This window comes from Treponema sp., assembly GCF_017430385.1.
GTDB lineage: Bacteria > Spirochaetota > Spirochaetia > Treponematales > Treponemataceae > Treponema_D.
Genome location: NZ_JAFRNB010000117.1, coordinates 18053 through 32574, shown reverse-complemented (window position 1 = coordinate 32574; position 14522 = coordinate 18053). Strand labels below are relative to the sequence as shown.

General features: G+C 43.2%; 14 protein-coding genes. All 14 read left to right on the top strand.

Annotated features, from left to right (window positions below; translation table 11 throughout):
* Positions 1-881: lysophospholipid acyltransferase family protein (locus IJJ71_RS08490; RefSeq protein WP_296846400.1), on the top strand; the 881-nt coding region annotated here is incomplete at its 5' end.
* A gap of 108 nt (positions 882-989) precedes the next feature.
* Positions 990-1250 carry a phosphopantetheine-binding protein gene (locus tag IJJ71_RS08485; protein WP_296846399.1) on the top strand — a complete coding sequence of 87 codons (261 nt, stop codon included), beginning with the start codon at positions 990-992 and terminating at the stop codon, positions 1248-1250.
* Complete coding sequence (locus IJJ71_RS08480; RefSeq protein ID WP_296846398.1) at positions 1250-1492, top strand: acyl carrier protein; 243 nt, start codon at positions 1250-1252, stop codon at positions 1490-1492. Before IJJ71_RS08485 ends, IJJ71_RS08480 begins: the two co-directional genes overlap by 1 nt.
* On the top strand, positions 1493-3577 hold the full coding sequence (locus IJJ71_RS08475) for an AMP-binding protein (protein ID WP_296846397.1): 2085 nt from the start codon (positions 1493-1495) through the stop codon (positions 3575-3577).
* 1 nt (position 3578) lies between these two features.
* On the top strand, positions 3579-3935 hold the full coding sequence (locus IJJ71_RS08470; RefSeq protein ID WP_296846396.1) for an ApeI family dehydratase: 357 nt from the start codon (positions 3579-3581) through the stop codon (positions 3933-3935).
* A complete protein-coding gene (locus tag IJJ71_RS08465; protein WP_296846395.1) occupies positions 3932-4696 on the top strand; it encodes a glycosyltransferase family 2 protein in 765 nt (254 codons plus the stop codon). The genes IJJ71_RS08470 and IJJ71_RS08465 overlap by 4 nt, the downstream gene beginning before the upstream one ends.
* A 1-nt stretch (position 4697) precedes the next feature.
* Positions 4698-5624, top strand: coding sequence for a lysophospholipid acyltransferase family protein (locus IJJ71_RS08460; RefSeq protein WP_296846394.1), 927 nt, complete (start codon positions 4698-4700; stop codon positions 5622-5624).
* A gap of 54 nt (positions 5625-5678) precedes the next feature.
* On the top strand, positions 5679-7058 hold the full coding sequence (locus IJJ71_RS08455) for a hypothetical protein (protein ID WP_296846393.1): 1380 nt from the start codon (positions 5679-5681) through the stop codon (positions 7056-7058).
* Positions 7059-7069: 11 nt separating this feature from the next.
* Positions 7070-9787 (top strand): tetratricopeptide repeat protein, encoded by a 2718-nt coding sequence (locus IJJ71_RS08450; protein WP_296846392.1) that lies wholly within the window; start codon positions 7070-7072, stop codon positions 9785-9787.
* Entirely contained in the window at positions 9784-11466 is a 1683-nt protein-coding gene (locus tag IJJ71_RS08445) for a TonB-dependent receptor (RefSeq protein WP_296846391.1), read from the top strand. The genes IJJ71_RS08450 and IJJ71_RS08445 overlap by 4 nt, the downstream gene beginning before the upstream one ends.
* 17 nt (positions 11467-11483) lie before the next feature.
* Positions 11484-12095 (top strand): MotA/TolQ/ExbB proton channel family protein, encoded by a 612-nt coding sequence (locus IJJ71_RS08440; protein WP_296846390.1) that lies wholly within the window; start codon positions 11484-11486, stop codon positions 12093-12095.
* A 13-nt stretch (positions 12096-12108) separates the two neighbouring features.
* A complete protein-coding gene (locus IJJ71_RS08435) occupies positions 12109-12516 on the top strand; it encodes an ExbD/TolR family protein (RefSeq protein WP_296846389.1) in 408 nt (135 codons plus the stop codon).
* A complete protein-coding gene (locus IJJ71_RS08430) occupies positions 12513-13769 on the top strand; it encodes a hypothetical protein (protein WP_296846388.1) in 1257 nt (418 codons plus the stop codon). Before IJJ71_RS08435 ends, IJJ71_RS08430 begins: the two co-directional genes overlap by 4 nt.
* A gap of 60 nt (positions 13770-13829) precedes the next feature.
* Positions 13830-14498, top strand: coding sequence for an HAD family hydrolase (locus tag IJJ71_RS08425; protein WP_296846387.1), 669 nt, complete (start codon positions 13830-13832; stop codon positions 14496-14498).
* Positions 14499-14522: the final 24 nt, after the last annotated feature.

The window sequence follows — 14522 nt, the reverse complement described above, 5'->3', positions numbered from 1 at the left end:
CAGAAATTATCACTCAAAATCAAAATCAGAATGAAATTCAAGATGAAACTCAGGTCAATGCTCAGGAAGAAAAGCAGCTTCTTTATCCCAATGAAAAAATCTCGAACTATCCGCTGTATTTCTTCCATATAATTGGAAAACTTTTGTCGCTCACGATTTTCGGTGTTGGAACTGTCCTGCTTTCCATCATTTGTTTTCCGATTGGCAAACTTATCTTCCGTAAAAAAATAAGTTTCCGCTATCACATGAGGCATTTTGTCTATGTGCTTTTTCAGTTCTTTATCGGATTCATGTGGATTGTAGGTGTCATTAAAATCAAAGTGAATAAAAAAGGCTATCTCAATAAGCTCCGCTCAGCAATCGTTGTTGCGAATCATCCGGCGTATCTTGATTCTCCGGTAATGATTGCCCAGCTTTCACACACTTCCATAATCGCAAAGGCTTCTCTTTCCAAAAAAAACATAATGCATGCGGTCATAAACGAGCTTTACATGCCGAATTCCCTTCCTTATGAAGAAATGCTTGCCCGCGCAAAGGAAGATTTGGCTTACGGGAACACAATCATGCTTTTCCCGGAGGGCACAAGAAGCACGCCTTATGGCCAGAATCATTACAAAAAGGGTGCCGCAAGGATTTCTCTCGCAACCGGCTGCCCGATAATTCCTGTTTACATTGGCGGAACTTCAAAGAAAGGTCTGGGAAAGGGCGATAAGGTTCTTCAGTTTGCTCCAAAAAGCAGATATATTTTTGACCTTCAGGTAAAGGAGCCTGTTTATCCGGAAGAATTCAAAGGTCTGCCGGAAGCAATTGCTGCAAAGCGAATGATCAGGAAAATCAGTGAAGTCCTGTCGGATGAATCGAACGAAAGTTTTCGCTATTGAAATCTGTTAGAATTATATTATAATAGGAGTAATATTAGATTTGACCGGGAGCTTTGTTGGTTTCAGGTCCACTCTATTTTCGGAGAAGTTAAATTTTAGGAGATTCTGATGGACGAACTTAAACAACAGATTAAAGAATGCATTATTTCTTCTCTAGAACTTGAAGACATTACCCCTGAAAATATCGTTGATGACGAGCCGCTTTTTGGAACAGGGCTTGGTCTTGATTCTATCGATGCCCTGGAACTTGGCGTTGCCCTCAAAAAGAAATTCGGCGTAAAATTTGGCTCAGATGATCAGAATGCACGAGAACATTTTGCATCTGTAAATGCTCTTGCTGACTACATTTCTGCGGAGAAGGCTAAATAATGACAAAAGAAGCCATTTTTTCAAAGCTTAAAGAAATCTTGATTAACGATTTTGACATTGAAGAAGATCTCATTACGCTTGAAGCTTCAATCAGCGAAGATCTTGATTTGGATTCGATTGATTCCGTTGAGCTTATCGTAAAAGTCCGCCCGTATCTCAAGGACAAGATTGAGCCAGAGGAATTCAAATCGGTCAAAACAGTTCAGGATGTCGTGGATTTGCTCGAACCGCTTTCAATCTAAGTGAAAATTTTCTCAAAAATTCTTTTTGCAGTTCTCTCAGTTCTTTATCCGCTCGTGGTCTTTGCCTGTCTGGTGATTTTCCGGGTGCCGGTAAAGATTTTTTCGCTTTTCGTCGTGTTCATTGCTCTTGTCTACATGCTTTTGGCGACGGGCGGTTCTTCTCCGCTTACAGAGTCTGGCGGGGGCAACGAGTCTCGGCAGTCGCGGCATTTTCCTGACCGGCTCAAGAAGAATCTTCGGCTTGTTGTCAGCTCTTCGATTCTTTTTACGGCGGGGCTTATTTGCTTTTTGACAGGCCAGCTGATTTTCATCAAGCTTTACCCGCTTTTCATGAATCTTATTTTTCTTTTTACATTTGCCTCCACGCTTTTTAGTCCGCCGAATATCTGCTTCCGCTTTGCCTGTCTGAGTGACAAAAAAATTCATGGTTCGATGAATGAACGGCGAATCGAAAAATATTGTTACAAAGTCACGCTCATCTGGTGCGGATTTTTTATATTGAATGGAGCCGCTGCAGTATACACTGTTTTTTGTAAAAATGATAAAATATGGTCTGTTTATAACGGCGGAATTTCGTATGTTCTGATGGGGTTCTTATTTGCCGTTGAATTTATTGTCAGAAAGGTGGTGAATTTCAAAATGCCAAAAATCGTAAAATTCTCAAATTTCAATTCAAAATCATATCAGAATGACAGAATAATCTGTTTCGACAGGCGATGGAGCGAAAAAAAATATTTTGTATGGCAGGATTTTTTGAAGAATTCTGCGAAAATGCGCCGTTTTATCAAGGCTCATGATTCCTGCCAGAAATGGATTCTCAATTGCGAGGATTCCTTTGCATTTCTTTGCTCGTTCGTTGCTTTGTTTCAGTGCAAAAAAACTCCGCTGATTAGCGTGAACATCAGTCCTAACTATATAGAAGAAATCCGCTCAAAAGATTCAAGCATCCGCTTCCTGACAGACAAAAAAGAAGTCGAGGGCGTAAAAATCGAAAATGCTGATTTTATTCCTGAGATTCTTGATTGTGCGGAAGGGGAGCCAGCTCTTACAGAATCCGAAATTAATGAAACTCCGTTGATTGACCCTAAAGATTCAAAAATCGTTATGTTCACATCAGGCTCAACCGGTCATCCAAAAGAAGTTGTTCATACGCTTGCCGAATTTGAGGCTGACATGGAGTATATTGCTGGCCGCTGGTTTGATGAATTCAACAGCCGGAAATTCGTGTACACTGTAAGTCATCATCATATTTACGGTCTTTTGTACATGATTCTTCTTCCGTTCTTTGTGGGAGTTCCTTTCCGTCGCCAGAGGATTGAATTTCCAGGAGAATTTGAGGACTTGGACGATGAATCATACTCGATTATCACAGTTCCGGCATTCCTTAAGCGTACAAATGCAGAGCGCGAGGGTAAAAAACTTAATTTAAAAAATCCATGGATTTTTACTTCGGGCGGTGCCGTTTCTGTGGAACTTGCAAAAGAAACCGAGGAAATTTTCGGAGTATGCCCATGGGAAGGCTACGGGTCAACTGAAACCGGCGGAATCGCTTACCGTAAGCAGTCGGAAAGTGGACTAATCTGGGAGCCAATAAAAACTGCAAAAATCTGGGCAGACAAAGATGATGGCTGTCTTACAATCATTTCGCCGTATATCACTGATCCTGCAGGCTTTAAAACAGGAGATATGGTTGAAATTTACGATGACGGAAGATTTTTGCTTAAAGGCCGCATTGATTCAATCGTCAAAATCGAGGAGAAGCGAATCAGCGTGACCGAAGTTGAGAACAGGCTTTTGCAGACAGGGCTTGTCCTTGATTGTGCTGTCGTTCCAATGTCGGACAGAAGGCAATATCTTGCGGCTGCAATCGTACTTAATTCAGAGGGAAAAAAGAAATTTTCAGCTACTGAGAAATATTTGATTAACAGGCATTTTCATGATCATCTTCTGCAGTATTTTGAGAATGTCGTAATTCCAAAAAAATGGCGTTTCCTTGATAAAATTCCATGCGATATTCAGGGCAAAAAGCATAAAGCTGAAATACAGGCACTTTTTTCTGCAGAAAAAGCCTCTGATGGAGAATAAATTGATTCATTCTATTCCACCGGAAGAAGTTTTAATCCAGAATGAAAGCGAACTTGTTCTCAAAGTAAAAATTGTGTCGGCGAGCGATTATTTTGACGGCCATTTCCCGAACTTTAAGCTTTTGTCGGCTGTCGCACAGATTGATTTGCTTGCTCATTACGCGGCAAAATATTTCGAGCTGCCTCTTTCAACGCCAAAAATCAAGCGGTTTAAGTTCGCGGACAAAATCCTGCCCGACACGAGCGTAATTTTTAAAATCAATTTTGATTCTGCAAGCGGCAAAGTGACTTTCGATATTTCTGATTCCGAAAAAGGAACTTCATATTCCAGCGGAACTTACATGGTGGAGCTAGCATGACAAATTTTAATCCCTGCATATTGATTCCTGTTTACCGGCACGGAAAGGCTTGCGTTCAGGTCGTTGATTCAATTCTCCAGTACAAGATTCCGATTATTCTCGTTGATGACGGAAATGCCGAGGAGACGAAGGCTTTTCTTCGCCAGATAAAAGATTCTCATCCCGAAGTTGAGCTTGTCACGCTGCCGAAAAATTCAGGGAAGGGCGGAGCTTTCAAAGCGGGAACAATTTTTGCCAAAAACGCGGGCTACACGCATATTCTCCAGATTGATGCGGACGGCCAGCACGACAGCACGAAAATTCCGTTCTTCGTTGAAAAATCAAAGGCAAATCCGCTCAAAATGATTTGCGGTTATCCAGAATATGACGAATCGGCTCCGGGGCATCGAAAAAATGCACATGCCTTTGCAAATACTTGGTGCGCGATTATCACATGGAGCAACAAAATCACGGATGCTCTGTGCGGATTCAGGATTTATCCGATTGAGCCAGTTTACAAATTCGTGCAGAAAAAGATTTTTGACAAGAGGATGGGCTTTGATGTCGAAATCATAATAAAATTGATTTGGTCTGGCGTTGATGTTGAATTTTATCCGGTCAAAGTTACTTATCCTAGCGACGGAATTTCAAATTTCCATGCTTTCCGCGACAATGTTCGCATTTCGTGGGTGTTCACGAAACTCTGCCTCAAAATGATTGTTCTTTCGCCGTATCTTTTGTGCCGGAAGATTGCTTTCCTTGCCCGCAAAAACGGAGACTAGAATGAGCGAAAAAAACGGCTCTGAGCAGTGGTTCGAGGTAAAGCAGAATCATAATCTTGGTTTCAAGCTGATGTTTTTCAGCCTGAAAGTGTTTCCGCCGGCGGTTGTCCGGGTTCTTGCGTACATAATCGGATTTTTTTACTGGATTTTTTCGGCAAAAATTCGCGGATTCTCAAAAAAATATCTTTTAAAGGCCGGAAAATCTTCCACTCTCAAGCATATCTGCTCTTTCGCGCTCAATTTAGTCGAAAATGTTCAGACCTGGGCGGGAAATTTCTCTTTCAGCGACATTGAAAAGCAGGACGATGATGTTTCGGACTTGCTCGAAAACATAAATTCGGGGAAGGGAAGCCTCGTCATAATCTCGCATCTTGGAAATCCGCAGATGATGAAAGGCCTTGCCTGCCTTTGCGAAGGATGGACGAGCCGAAAAATCAGCATAACCACAATTTCAGACGAGAATATTTATTCAGGATTCAATGTGCTTTTGAAGGAGCTTAACCCGGATTCTTCATTTAATCATGTTGATTCTGACAATATCGGCCCGGAGACGATAATTTTCTTGCAGGAACGAATTGAGGCCGGTGATGTCGTCGTGATTGCCGGAGACCGGGTGAGCGCGCACAGCCAGAGAAACATTGAGATTCCTTTTTTTGGCGAGAAAGCGAAATTCCCGTACGGCGTTTTTTTGCTTGCGGCTCTTTTAAATGCCCCGACTTATTTTATGAACGGCCTCAGAAAGAAAGATTTTTGTATCAATCCAAAATATAGTTTGTTTATAAAGAAGAATCCGCTTGATTTTGATTGTGGAAGGAAAGAGCGTGAGGAGCGTATAAAGCAGACCGCTGAGAACTATGCGCGCAATCTTGAAGAATTGTGCAAGCTTCATCCGTATCAATGGTACAATTTCTTTGACTTTTGGGCTTAATTCGCTTTCTATTTTTTCCGAAAATCTAAGAGAGAAAATTTTTTGGAGATTCTAATGAAAATTTTTCGTTCTTTTTTGATTTTTTTTACACTTGCGATTTTTCCTCTTTTTTCTGAGAATAACAAACTTCATATTCCTGATTCTTCCGTAATCCGCAAGGATGTCGCTGAAAAATGGTTTGAGCAGCCGCTTTCGACAATCCGCGAGAACAGGACGGAAATCCATTCGAATGCAATCGGGCAGATTTTTCAGGTTCGGCTTGAAGAAACTCCCGAAGTCTTTTCTATTATAGTGTCGCCTGAGACAACAATTTCAGTTGATTATTACACTCAGGACGGAATTCAGAAAAAGACCGTGAACGAATATCCGCCTGATGCCGCTGGTTCGTGGATTTTGATGCGTGATTCAATCAGCGGAAAACCTCTTAAAATCCGCTACTATTTTGCGGCTGACAGTGATGTTTTTGTTCAGTTCAGGCCAAGCGGCACAAAAACTCTGGCAGATTACATTATTCAGGGCTGCTATGCGGCTCGTGGAGTTCCGGTCGGAGTTCCATTTGATTATTTTTACACTGCATCTTTTGCTTCCGTGCTTTCTTTGACTGAAAAAACTCTTCCGTGGAATTATGCGGACATTCATTCCGAGCAGTATCACGGAAATCTTGTAATGGTCGGTGAAATCCGAAAAAATCTTCCTAGAATCAAGTCTGTTCAGAACGGCGGATATAACGAGTACGGAAAGCCTGTTTATGTTTTTGGAAAAGATTCCGGCAAAGCCCGCGATGTCGATTCCGATGATGTCAAAAATGATGTGCTTACGATGAACCACACTGGCTTCCTCAAATGGATTGTTGACGGACTTATCAAGCCTCTCAACGGCGGAATGTCTTTTGTGGAGCCTCTTTTGCGGCCAACGGCACAGCTTAGTCCGCTCGGAGTTTCCGGCATCAAGTCAAACACTGAGAATCTTTTCTATTCTTTGGACTGGACACGAAATCTTGCGGCTGCAAAACTGTCCGTTCAGTCTCGCAGAAATTATCTTTATGAAAATTCCGGGGTCGATGTAAAAATTGAGCCTTTCAGCTCGGAAGTTTCTTCCCGCGGAATTACGGCTGTTGCGGGTTACATCAAAAACACAGGCTATGAAATCAAATATCTCAAGCCTCTTTTGTATGTGCTTGGCGTGAGCGAGCCGACATATTTTTATCTGGCGGCCGTGCGAAGAAGTGTAAAACCTGGAGACGGTTCCCCGGAATTCCAGATTTTTGATTCTTCTGCGGCAATTTTCCCATATTTTGACAAAAACGGTCAGTTCGGCTGCACTGTCTTTGAGAACGGTCAGGAAATGACTCTCACGCAGTTCATGAAAAAATATCCTGATTGCTTCGTTCATCTTACGAGGGTGCTTTCATCAGACCGCTTTTCTCCTTTATAATGTTGCGTTTTATGAAAAAACTTATTTCGATTACATTGAGTTTTCTGATTTCCGGCATTATTTTTGCTGAAAATCAGAATCTTTCGGCACAGATGAAATCCAGCTACGAATCTGGGTTTTATCCGGGTGTCGTTCGTTATGCGGAGCAAATTCTTCGCAGCGAAAAAGATTCTATTCTTGCTTTCAGGGCTGCCGTTTACGAGGGAGAGAGCCTTTTCAAGATGGGCCGAACAAAAGATGCCCGCTCTGTCCTCGAAAAATACAAGATGGAAGCCGACAATCTTAATCCAGAAACAATTCAGCTTAATTCAGCACGCTTTTACTGGCTCGGAAGATGTTTTTTTGAGCAGAAAGATTTTTCAAAGGCCCAGAGCAGTTTTTTCAGTTCGGCTTCGGTTTTTCAGGAATTCAAGAAAATCAGTCCGAAAATGGCACAGAATTCTTCTGATTATTATTCATTCGCGCTCCTTTATGGCGGAAAATCCTATTTTGAGCAGGCTGATTACAAGAACGCGATTCCTCTTTTTGAATATGTGATTTCAAACGGCACGAAATTTGCTTCCGATGATTACAAAGATTGCGCACTCTCACTTGCACTAAGCTACAATTTCATTGGCGATGCAAAAAATGCGAAAAAATGCGTGAACCTTGTTTCTTCTCTCGAAAAAGCCAGTTTTGATTCAGAGACGAAAAAATCACTTTTGATTCAGAAAGGCGAGGCTTACAAAAAACTTGGCCAGAATAAAGAGGCGGACGAGGCTTTTAAGCTTGCAGGTGACGGTTCGAGGGCGGCAGAAACTTCGACTTTGCTTGCGATAAATGCTTTCAACGAAAAGAATTATAAATCTTCTTCCGCTTATTTTGACGAGGCTGCTTCTTCGGCAAATCTTGAGCAGCGGAAAATTGCGGCGGTCTATCGTGCAGAAATCGCCTATATCACGGCTTCGGACAAAAATTCCGGGGCAAACGGCGCGCTCGACATCCTTTTGGGCTGTTTGAAATCCGAGAAAATCACCAAGCCAGAAGATTCTCTTGACGAGACCGTGATTCTTTCAATTGCCCGTTACAACGCTTATCTTAAAAATTGGAAAGAATGTGAAAATTATGCCACAAAATGCCAGAAATCCGAAAATCCTGAGATTCAGAGAAATTCGGTTTATTGGATTGCTCTTTCAAAATATGAATGCGGTGAAATTTCAAAGGCGGTGTCGGTAATCGAAACTTATAAAAAAAAGCATAAGCTTGAGGATAAATCGATTCTGAATCTTTATGCGAAAGCCCTTGCAAAACAGGGAAAATACCACGAGGCGGACACAATTTTCTATTCTCTTGGTGAAAAAAATCAGCTTGATAATGACGGACGGCTTGATTATTCGCGCACGCTTTTGATTGCGGGGCACTATATTTCAACGAAGGAGCAGGCTTCAAAGGCGACTGGCGACGAAGCATTGTATCTTTCGGCTCTGGCTTCATTCAATCAGCGACGATGGAAAGAGGCAGAAAATTCTTTTGCGAAGGTTCTCAATTCAAAAACGCTCGGAAAAGATTATGTTGCTTACGCTCAGTTTTATTCCGGCTACGCTCAGTATCAGTCCGGGGATTACGAAAAATCTGTGGCCGGGCTGAACCGCTTTATCAGTGAGAATCCTCTTCATGCGTTTGTCTGGTCGGCTTACATGACTGTCGCACGGGCTTCCGCTTTCCTCAAAAATGACTCGCAGGCAGTTCCGGCGGCAAAAAAAGCAATTTCAACGGCAAAAAATGACAGCGAAAAACAAGAGGCAATTCTTCTTACGGCAGGAATTCTTTCTGATTCAAGAAGATTTGACGAGGCACTTTCGCTCCTTTCACCTTACATTTTGCAGCGAACCGAATTCGGCTATGAATGTAAGTACAAAAGTGCGGAAATTTTCGTCCTTCAGGGAAAAATGGCCGAGGCTGACAAATATTTTGCGGAGCTTGCTTCTTCAAATGACAAAAAAGCGGCCCTGATCGCCGAGGAATCATCGTACAGAAGGGCAGAAATCGCTTATTCAGAAAAAAATTATGTGAAATCCGCGGGCTTGTTCGAGGAATATATCAAGAAATTTGCTGGCGGACGGTTTAATTTTGCGGCAATTTATTTTGCTGCTGACAGCCTTGCGAAAACAGGCGACGAAATCCGTGCAATCATGCGATACGAGGAAATCACTGACTCGACGGCAGAAACTTCATATCGCTACGGTACGGAAAAAAATCTTGTTGAATTGTATGAAAAAACAGGCGATTATGCGGCTGCCCTTTCGATGGCTAACAAAATGATTGCGACTTACGGCTCTCAGGCTGTGAATGACGGAATGGACAAAAAAGCCAAAGAATTGCAGAAACTTGCTTCGGGCAAAGTTGTTTCTAATGATGAAAAGATAAAAACTGCGGAAAAACGATTGGCACAGAACAAAAAGGAGCCTTCAAAAAGCGAGGGCAACATGAGTGACGCCCTCTTCCTTGCTGGTGCATACCGAAACCGTGGTGAAAACAAAAAATCCGCAGAAATGTATCTTGATGCGGCAAAATATTCGCGGCAGGCAGGAAATGACGAGAATGCCGCAAGAGCTTTTTATGGCGCGGTAGAATCTTTTGATGCGGCTGGGCTTTATGCTGATTCAAAAGCAACTTTCACCGAGCTTAAAAAACTTTATCCGGAGAGCAAATATACAAAAGACGGCGAGAAAATCGCGGGGGGATTATGAAAAAATTCTTTTTGAGCACGATATTTCTTTTTTTAGGAATCACGATTTTTGCGCAGGCTGCAAAAAAATCCGAAGAATCCGAAGTCGAGGAGGAAATTGAGCTTCCTGATGTCACGACTGTCGTAAACGGCAAGACATTTACTGTCGGAAAAGATTCTGTGCCTGATTACACGAAGATTTTGCCAGAGAATTCCAGCCCAGAAGTTCAGCTTCCTTTGATGGAAAATGACGGCAGCGAAAAAACTACGCCGGCTGTTAAAAATGGAGCCGAACAGAAATCAAAGGATATTTATGCTGAGGGCGAGCTTGGAGCTGGCTATCCGTTCTATTTTAAAGGTGATTTTTCAGTCTACCGGGCTTCGGGCAATTCTCCTTTTGAGATTGATTTTAATCATGAGAGCGCGGAAGGATTTGCCGGCAAAAAATCAAACGAAGGCTATTTTGCGCGCACTACTGCCGTTCGTGGTAAACAGTCGCTTTTCACAAATTACGGAAAACATCGGGCTGAGGCTTCATACAAAATGAGCGATGACGGCTTGCAGCTCAAATCCAACGCATATTCCGACATGGTTAAGCACACGATTTTTGCTGATGCAGGCTCTGACTGGAATCTTTCAAACGGAATTTTGATTTCCTATGGCGTGGATGGAGCTTGGTTTAACCGATATGGCGAAATAATGAAGAACAGCGTGACTTCCGACAATTTCATGGACACAACAAAAATTGTTGATGTAAATCCGTATCTTGGTTTTGGCTGGACTGGCAAAGGCTTCAAGGCAATGCTGACATCTTATTACGGATTCCAGGGAAATCTTGAAAAGAGCGGAAATCTTTTTGAAATCGAAAATTCTTCAAATCAGAATTCTAGCCATCGCGGTCAGTTCAAGCTCGGACTTTCATGGGCAAACGATTTTCTAACGCTTGGAGCAGACGGCTCTCTCATAATCGGAACGGCAACAGGCGAAAAGGACATTCTTCCTGCTTTCACAGGAATCCTTGATTTTAAGACTGAATCTTTCACTGAAGGAAGATTTGTCACTTTGTCTGCTCGCGGCGGCCTTGATTCATATCAGGAAAAAATCCGAAATCTTGAGAACAAATATCGTTTTGCCGTGGCTCCGGCAATTCCAACCGAAACAACGGACTGGTTCTCGACAGTTGATGTGAGCGTGCCGATTCTTTCTGCATTTGAGGCTAAGGCTGGCTTTGAATTCAGGAAAACTGCTTTTGAAAACGGCTTGTGGGAAGCTGAGTACAATTCCGAAGTTCCAAAATCAGGCTTGTACATAATCAGCGCAAAGGAACGCACTGAATACGACACGAATTTCGGCTTCTTCGCTGATTTTGCTCCTGTAAAGGCTGGCGTTGAATGGAAATCTTATTGGAAAGATGTTCCTGCTCTTTCGGACGAGCATAAAATCAAGGCGAGCGTGGAATATCAGAGCCTCGATGCAAAATGGAATGTCGGAACGGCGGGAGCTGTCGCACTTGGCAAGGAGGCCGACAAATGCCCGGATCTTTCCGTGTGGGCTGGCGTTCGGCTCGCTGCGGCTCTGAGCCTTGCTTTTGAAGTCAATGATGTAATAAAATTGTGCAATGCTTCAAGCAGGGATTACGCACATTCTGGATATATCACAACTTCCGGCAATGCGGTTCTGCTTGCGAAATTTCAATTCTAGGATAATGAGGGGAAAATATGTTTAATTTGTTGAAATCTGGCGGACTCTTAATGATTCCGATTCTTATCTGCGGTATTTTTGCGACTTACATCATTATCGAGCGACTTGTTTATTTTGCTTCCGTACAAAAGCGTGACAAGGAGCTTCGCAAAAATCTTGAGGAAGTTCTTGCAAGCAACGATTTTTCTGCTGCCGAAACTTTCTGTACTCAGGCAGGCACACCTCTTGCTCATGTCGCAAGAAAAGCAATCGGTTGCCGAAAGCTCACCGAGGACGACATGCGCGAAATCGTTCAGTGCGAGATTGATGCAGTGGCTCCGCAGTTCGACCACTGGCTCACACTTCTCAGCACAATTGCAAACATTTCAACGCTTCTCGGACTTTTCGGAACTGTAACAGGCAATATTAAGGCGTTCGGCGTTCTTGGCTCAGGCGGCACAATGGGAAATCCTGCCGTTCTCGCAAGTTCAATTTCCGAAGCATTGATGACAACAGCGGCAGGTCTTTTTGTGGCAATTCCGTCACTCATTTTCAGCAACGCACTTTCCCGCAAAGCCGATAAATGCGTTTCCGAAATGGAAGGAACTGTAACAAAATTGATTTTGAGGCTCACAGGCAGGGTAATGTAAAAAAGGGGCGGCCATGAAAGTTTCAAACCGAAAAAAGCGTGGTACGGCCGTTGACCTCACGCCGATGATTGATGTTGTATTTCAGCTGATTCTCTTCTTCCTTGTTTCGACCACTTTCGCGATTCTTCCTGCAATCAATGTAAATTTGCCCGAAAGCGAAACAGCTCAGGGCGCGGACATAGCCGGAATCACAATCACCATGCAGTCAAACGGCAAAATGTGGTTCAATGACGAGCAGGTTTCAGTCAGCACACTTGGCAAAAAGCTCGCCTCATTCGACACAGAGGGCAAAAAAAAGGAAGAATATCCTGTCACCCTCGAAGCCGACGAAAATGTAACGAACGGCTCAATCGTAAAAGTCTTTGATGTTCTGCGCACCGAAGGCTTTGTAAGTGTAAACCTCAGGACAACGGATAAATGAGAGAAGTCGAGCAGAAGCCGGCGGTCGCAGGTGCAGTCGGAACGATTCTTGTATGGATTTTAATTTTTCTCTTCTTTTATATTGGTGCGATTCTTTTTGCGCCTAAACCGTTCAAGACAATAAAAATCCGTCTCGACACACCGCAGAAAGTTGAAAATGGAAAATTGAAAACTGAAAATTCTTCAACGGAAAATTCCTCGCAAAAAACAGAATCGTCGAAAGCAGAAGAAAGTATAAGCAGGGGAGACGGTGCGAGCACAGCTCTCACCGAGACTCGCTCAAATCCTGTCTCACAGGATTTGCCGGCTTCGCCGTCGCTCCCTACATCTAAAGAATCGGCTACCTCCTCTGCGGTGGACACCCCCGCAACGCCCCCGAAAGCAAAAGCGGCTGAGTCAAAGCCAAAGAGTGAGCCTAAGAAAACTGAATCAAAGGCTAAGTCAGAACCGAAAAAGGCCGAGACAAAGAAAACTGAGACTAAAAAGGCTGAACCTAAGAAGTCGGAGCCTTCAAAAACTACTTCAAAACCAACAAAACAGGCTCCTTCAAAAACTGTCGAAAAACCAAAGATGGTTGAGCAGCAGCTTCAAAAAAGCATGGACGAGCTTTTGGCAGAACAACAGGCTCCAAAAAAAGCCGCCAAAAAGGAATTCGACTGGTCGCAGTTTGATAGCATGGAAGGAAATTCTTCTTCATCGAACTCGAATGCGGTCGCCAAAAACACTGCTTCTGCCACGAGCAAGCAAAGTGCCTTCTCTGGAAGTGCGGCATCATCTTCTTCTGCAAATTCGACGGCAGCAAGTTCTGCTTCGAGCAGCGCAAAATCTGCTTCAGGACAAAAAGCAAGTTCCGCAACGACTTCTGCACTGGCCGGGGCTGTTTCTGCTCACAAATATTCTTCTTCTTCGGGCGGAGTCTCATCGTCTGTCACTGCAAACACAGGCTCTTCTTCCGACGGAAAAGTTTCGCTCCAGATGTCCGACGGCACTCCGCGAATCCTTCTGGAACCGGCAGAGCCAAAAATCATCCTTTCAAAAGAAGCCGCTGCATTGATTGACAGCACAAAACGCCTTTCTGTCTCGTTCACAGTAACGGCCGCCGGAAATGTTCCTGTAACAAGCGTAAAAATTTCCCCGGATATTTTGCCGTCGCTTGTTTCAATGGAAATTCGCGAGCAAATCTCAAGATGGCGTTTCGCATCCGCTTCAAGTGACGGTCTCGCTCGTTTTGACTACACCATCCAGAAAAATTAGCCGCATGGATGCCGAAAAATTAGATAGAATTTTATAAAATCTTAATGTATAATTGAATATATGCTTCCTGACATAAAAGCCGTAGGTTTCGACATAGACGGCACTCTTTATCCATCATTTTCTCTCTATATCCGGATTATTCCATATATTGTCAGGCATTTCCGTTTTTATTTGCATTACAACCATGTCCGAAGGATTATGCACAGAACGGCTCCACTTCCGGATTTTTATGAGTATCAGGGGCGGCTCATGGCCGAGGAACTTGGCTGCTCATCTCTGCGTGCTCGTGCAATGATTAAGCTCATTGCTTATGACGGTCTTAGGCCATATTTTGCGAAAATCAAGCCTTTCAAACATGTTCACGAAACTTTCAAGACTCTTCATGAAAAAGGCTACAAAATCGTCCTTCTCTCTGACTTTCCGCCGAGCCAAAAAGGTGATATTTGGGGGCTTATTCCTTATTGCGATATGATTCTTGGTTCCGAAGAAATCGGGGCTTTAAAACCTTCAAAATATCCGTTTGGAATCATGGCGAATGCCCTTGAACTCGAACCTTCTCAAATTCTCTATGTCGGTAACAGCGTAAAATTCGATGTCCGGGGCGCAAAAAATGCCGGCATGAAAAGTGCGATAATTGCCTCTCCTCTCAAAAGAATTTTAAGCAAAAAAATCAAAGAAGCTGATATTTCCTTCTCTAACTATCGTCAATTCCTCAATATTGTGTTATAATAAGACGGCTTAACTATAAAAGTT

Excerpts from the sequence above, each read along its gene's own strand:
- IJJ71_RS08485 (WP_296846399.1), top strand. The coding sequence starts at position 990 with ATGGACGAACTTAAACAACAGATTAAAGAATGCATTATTTCTTCTCTA.
- IJJ71_RS08480 (WP_296846398.1), top strand. The coding sequence starts at position 1,250 with ATGACAAAAGAAGCCATTTTTTCAAAGCTTAAAGAAATCTTGATTAAC.
- IJJ71_RS08465 (WP_296846395.1), top strand. The coding sequence starts at position 3,932 with ATGACAAATTTTAATCCCTGCATATTGATTCCTGTTTACCGGCACGGA.
- IJJ71_RS08460 (WP_296846394.1), top strand. The coding sequence starts at position 4,698 with ATGAGCGAAAAAAACGGCTCTGAGCAGTGGTTCGAGGTAAAGCAGAAT.
- IJJ71_RS08455 (WP_296846393.1), top strand. The coding sequence starts at position 5,679 with ATGAAAATTTTTCGTTCTTTTTTGATTTTTTTTACACTTGCGATTTTT.
- IJJ71_RS08450 (WP_296846392.1), top strand. The coding sequence starts at position 7,070 with ATGAAAAAACTTATTTCGATTACATTGAGTTTTCTGATTTCCGGCATT.
- IJJ71_RS08445 (WP_296846391.1), top strand. The coding sequence starts at position 9,784 with ATGAAAAAATTCTTTTTGAGCACGATATTTCTTTTTTTAGGAATCACG.
- IJJ71_RS08440 (WP_296846390.1), top strand. The coding sequence starts at position 11,484 with ATGTTTAATTTGTTGAAATCTGGCGGACTCTTAATGATTCCGATTCTT.
- IJJ71_RS08435 (WP_296846389.1), top strand. The coding sequence starts at position 12,109 with ATGAAAGTTTCAAACCGAAAAAAGCGTGGTACGGCCGTTGACCTCACG.
- IJJ71_RS08430 (WP_296846388.1), top strand. The coding sequence starts at position 12,513 with ATGAGAGAAGTCGAGCAGAAGCCGGCGGTCGCAGGTGCAGTCGGAACG.
- IJJ71_RS08425 (WP_296846387.1), top strand. The coding sequence starts at position 13,830 with ATGCTTCCTGACATAAAAGCCGTAGGTTTCGACATAGACGGCACTCTT.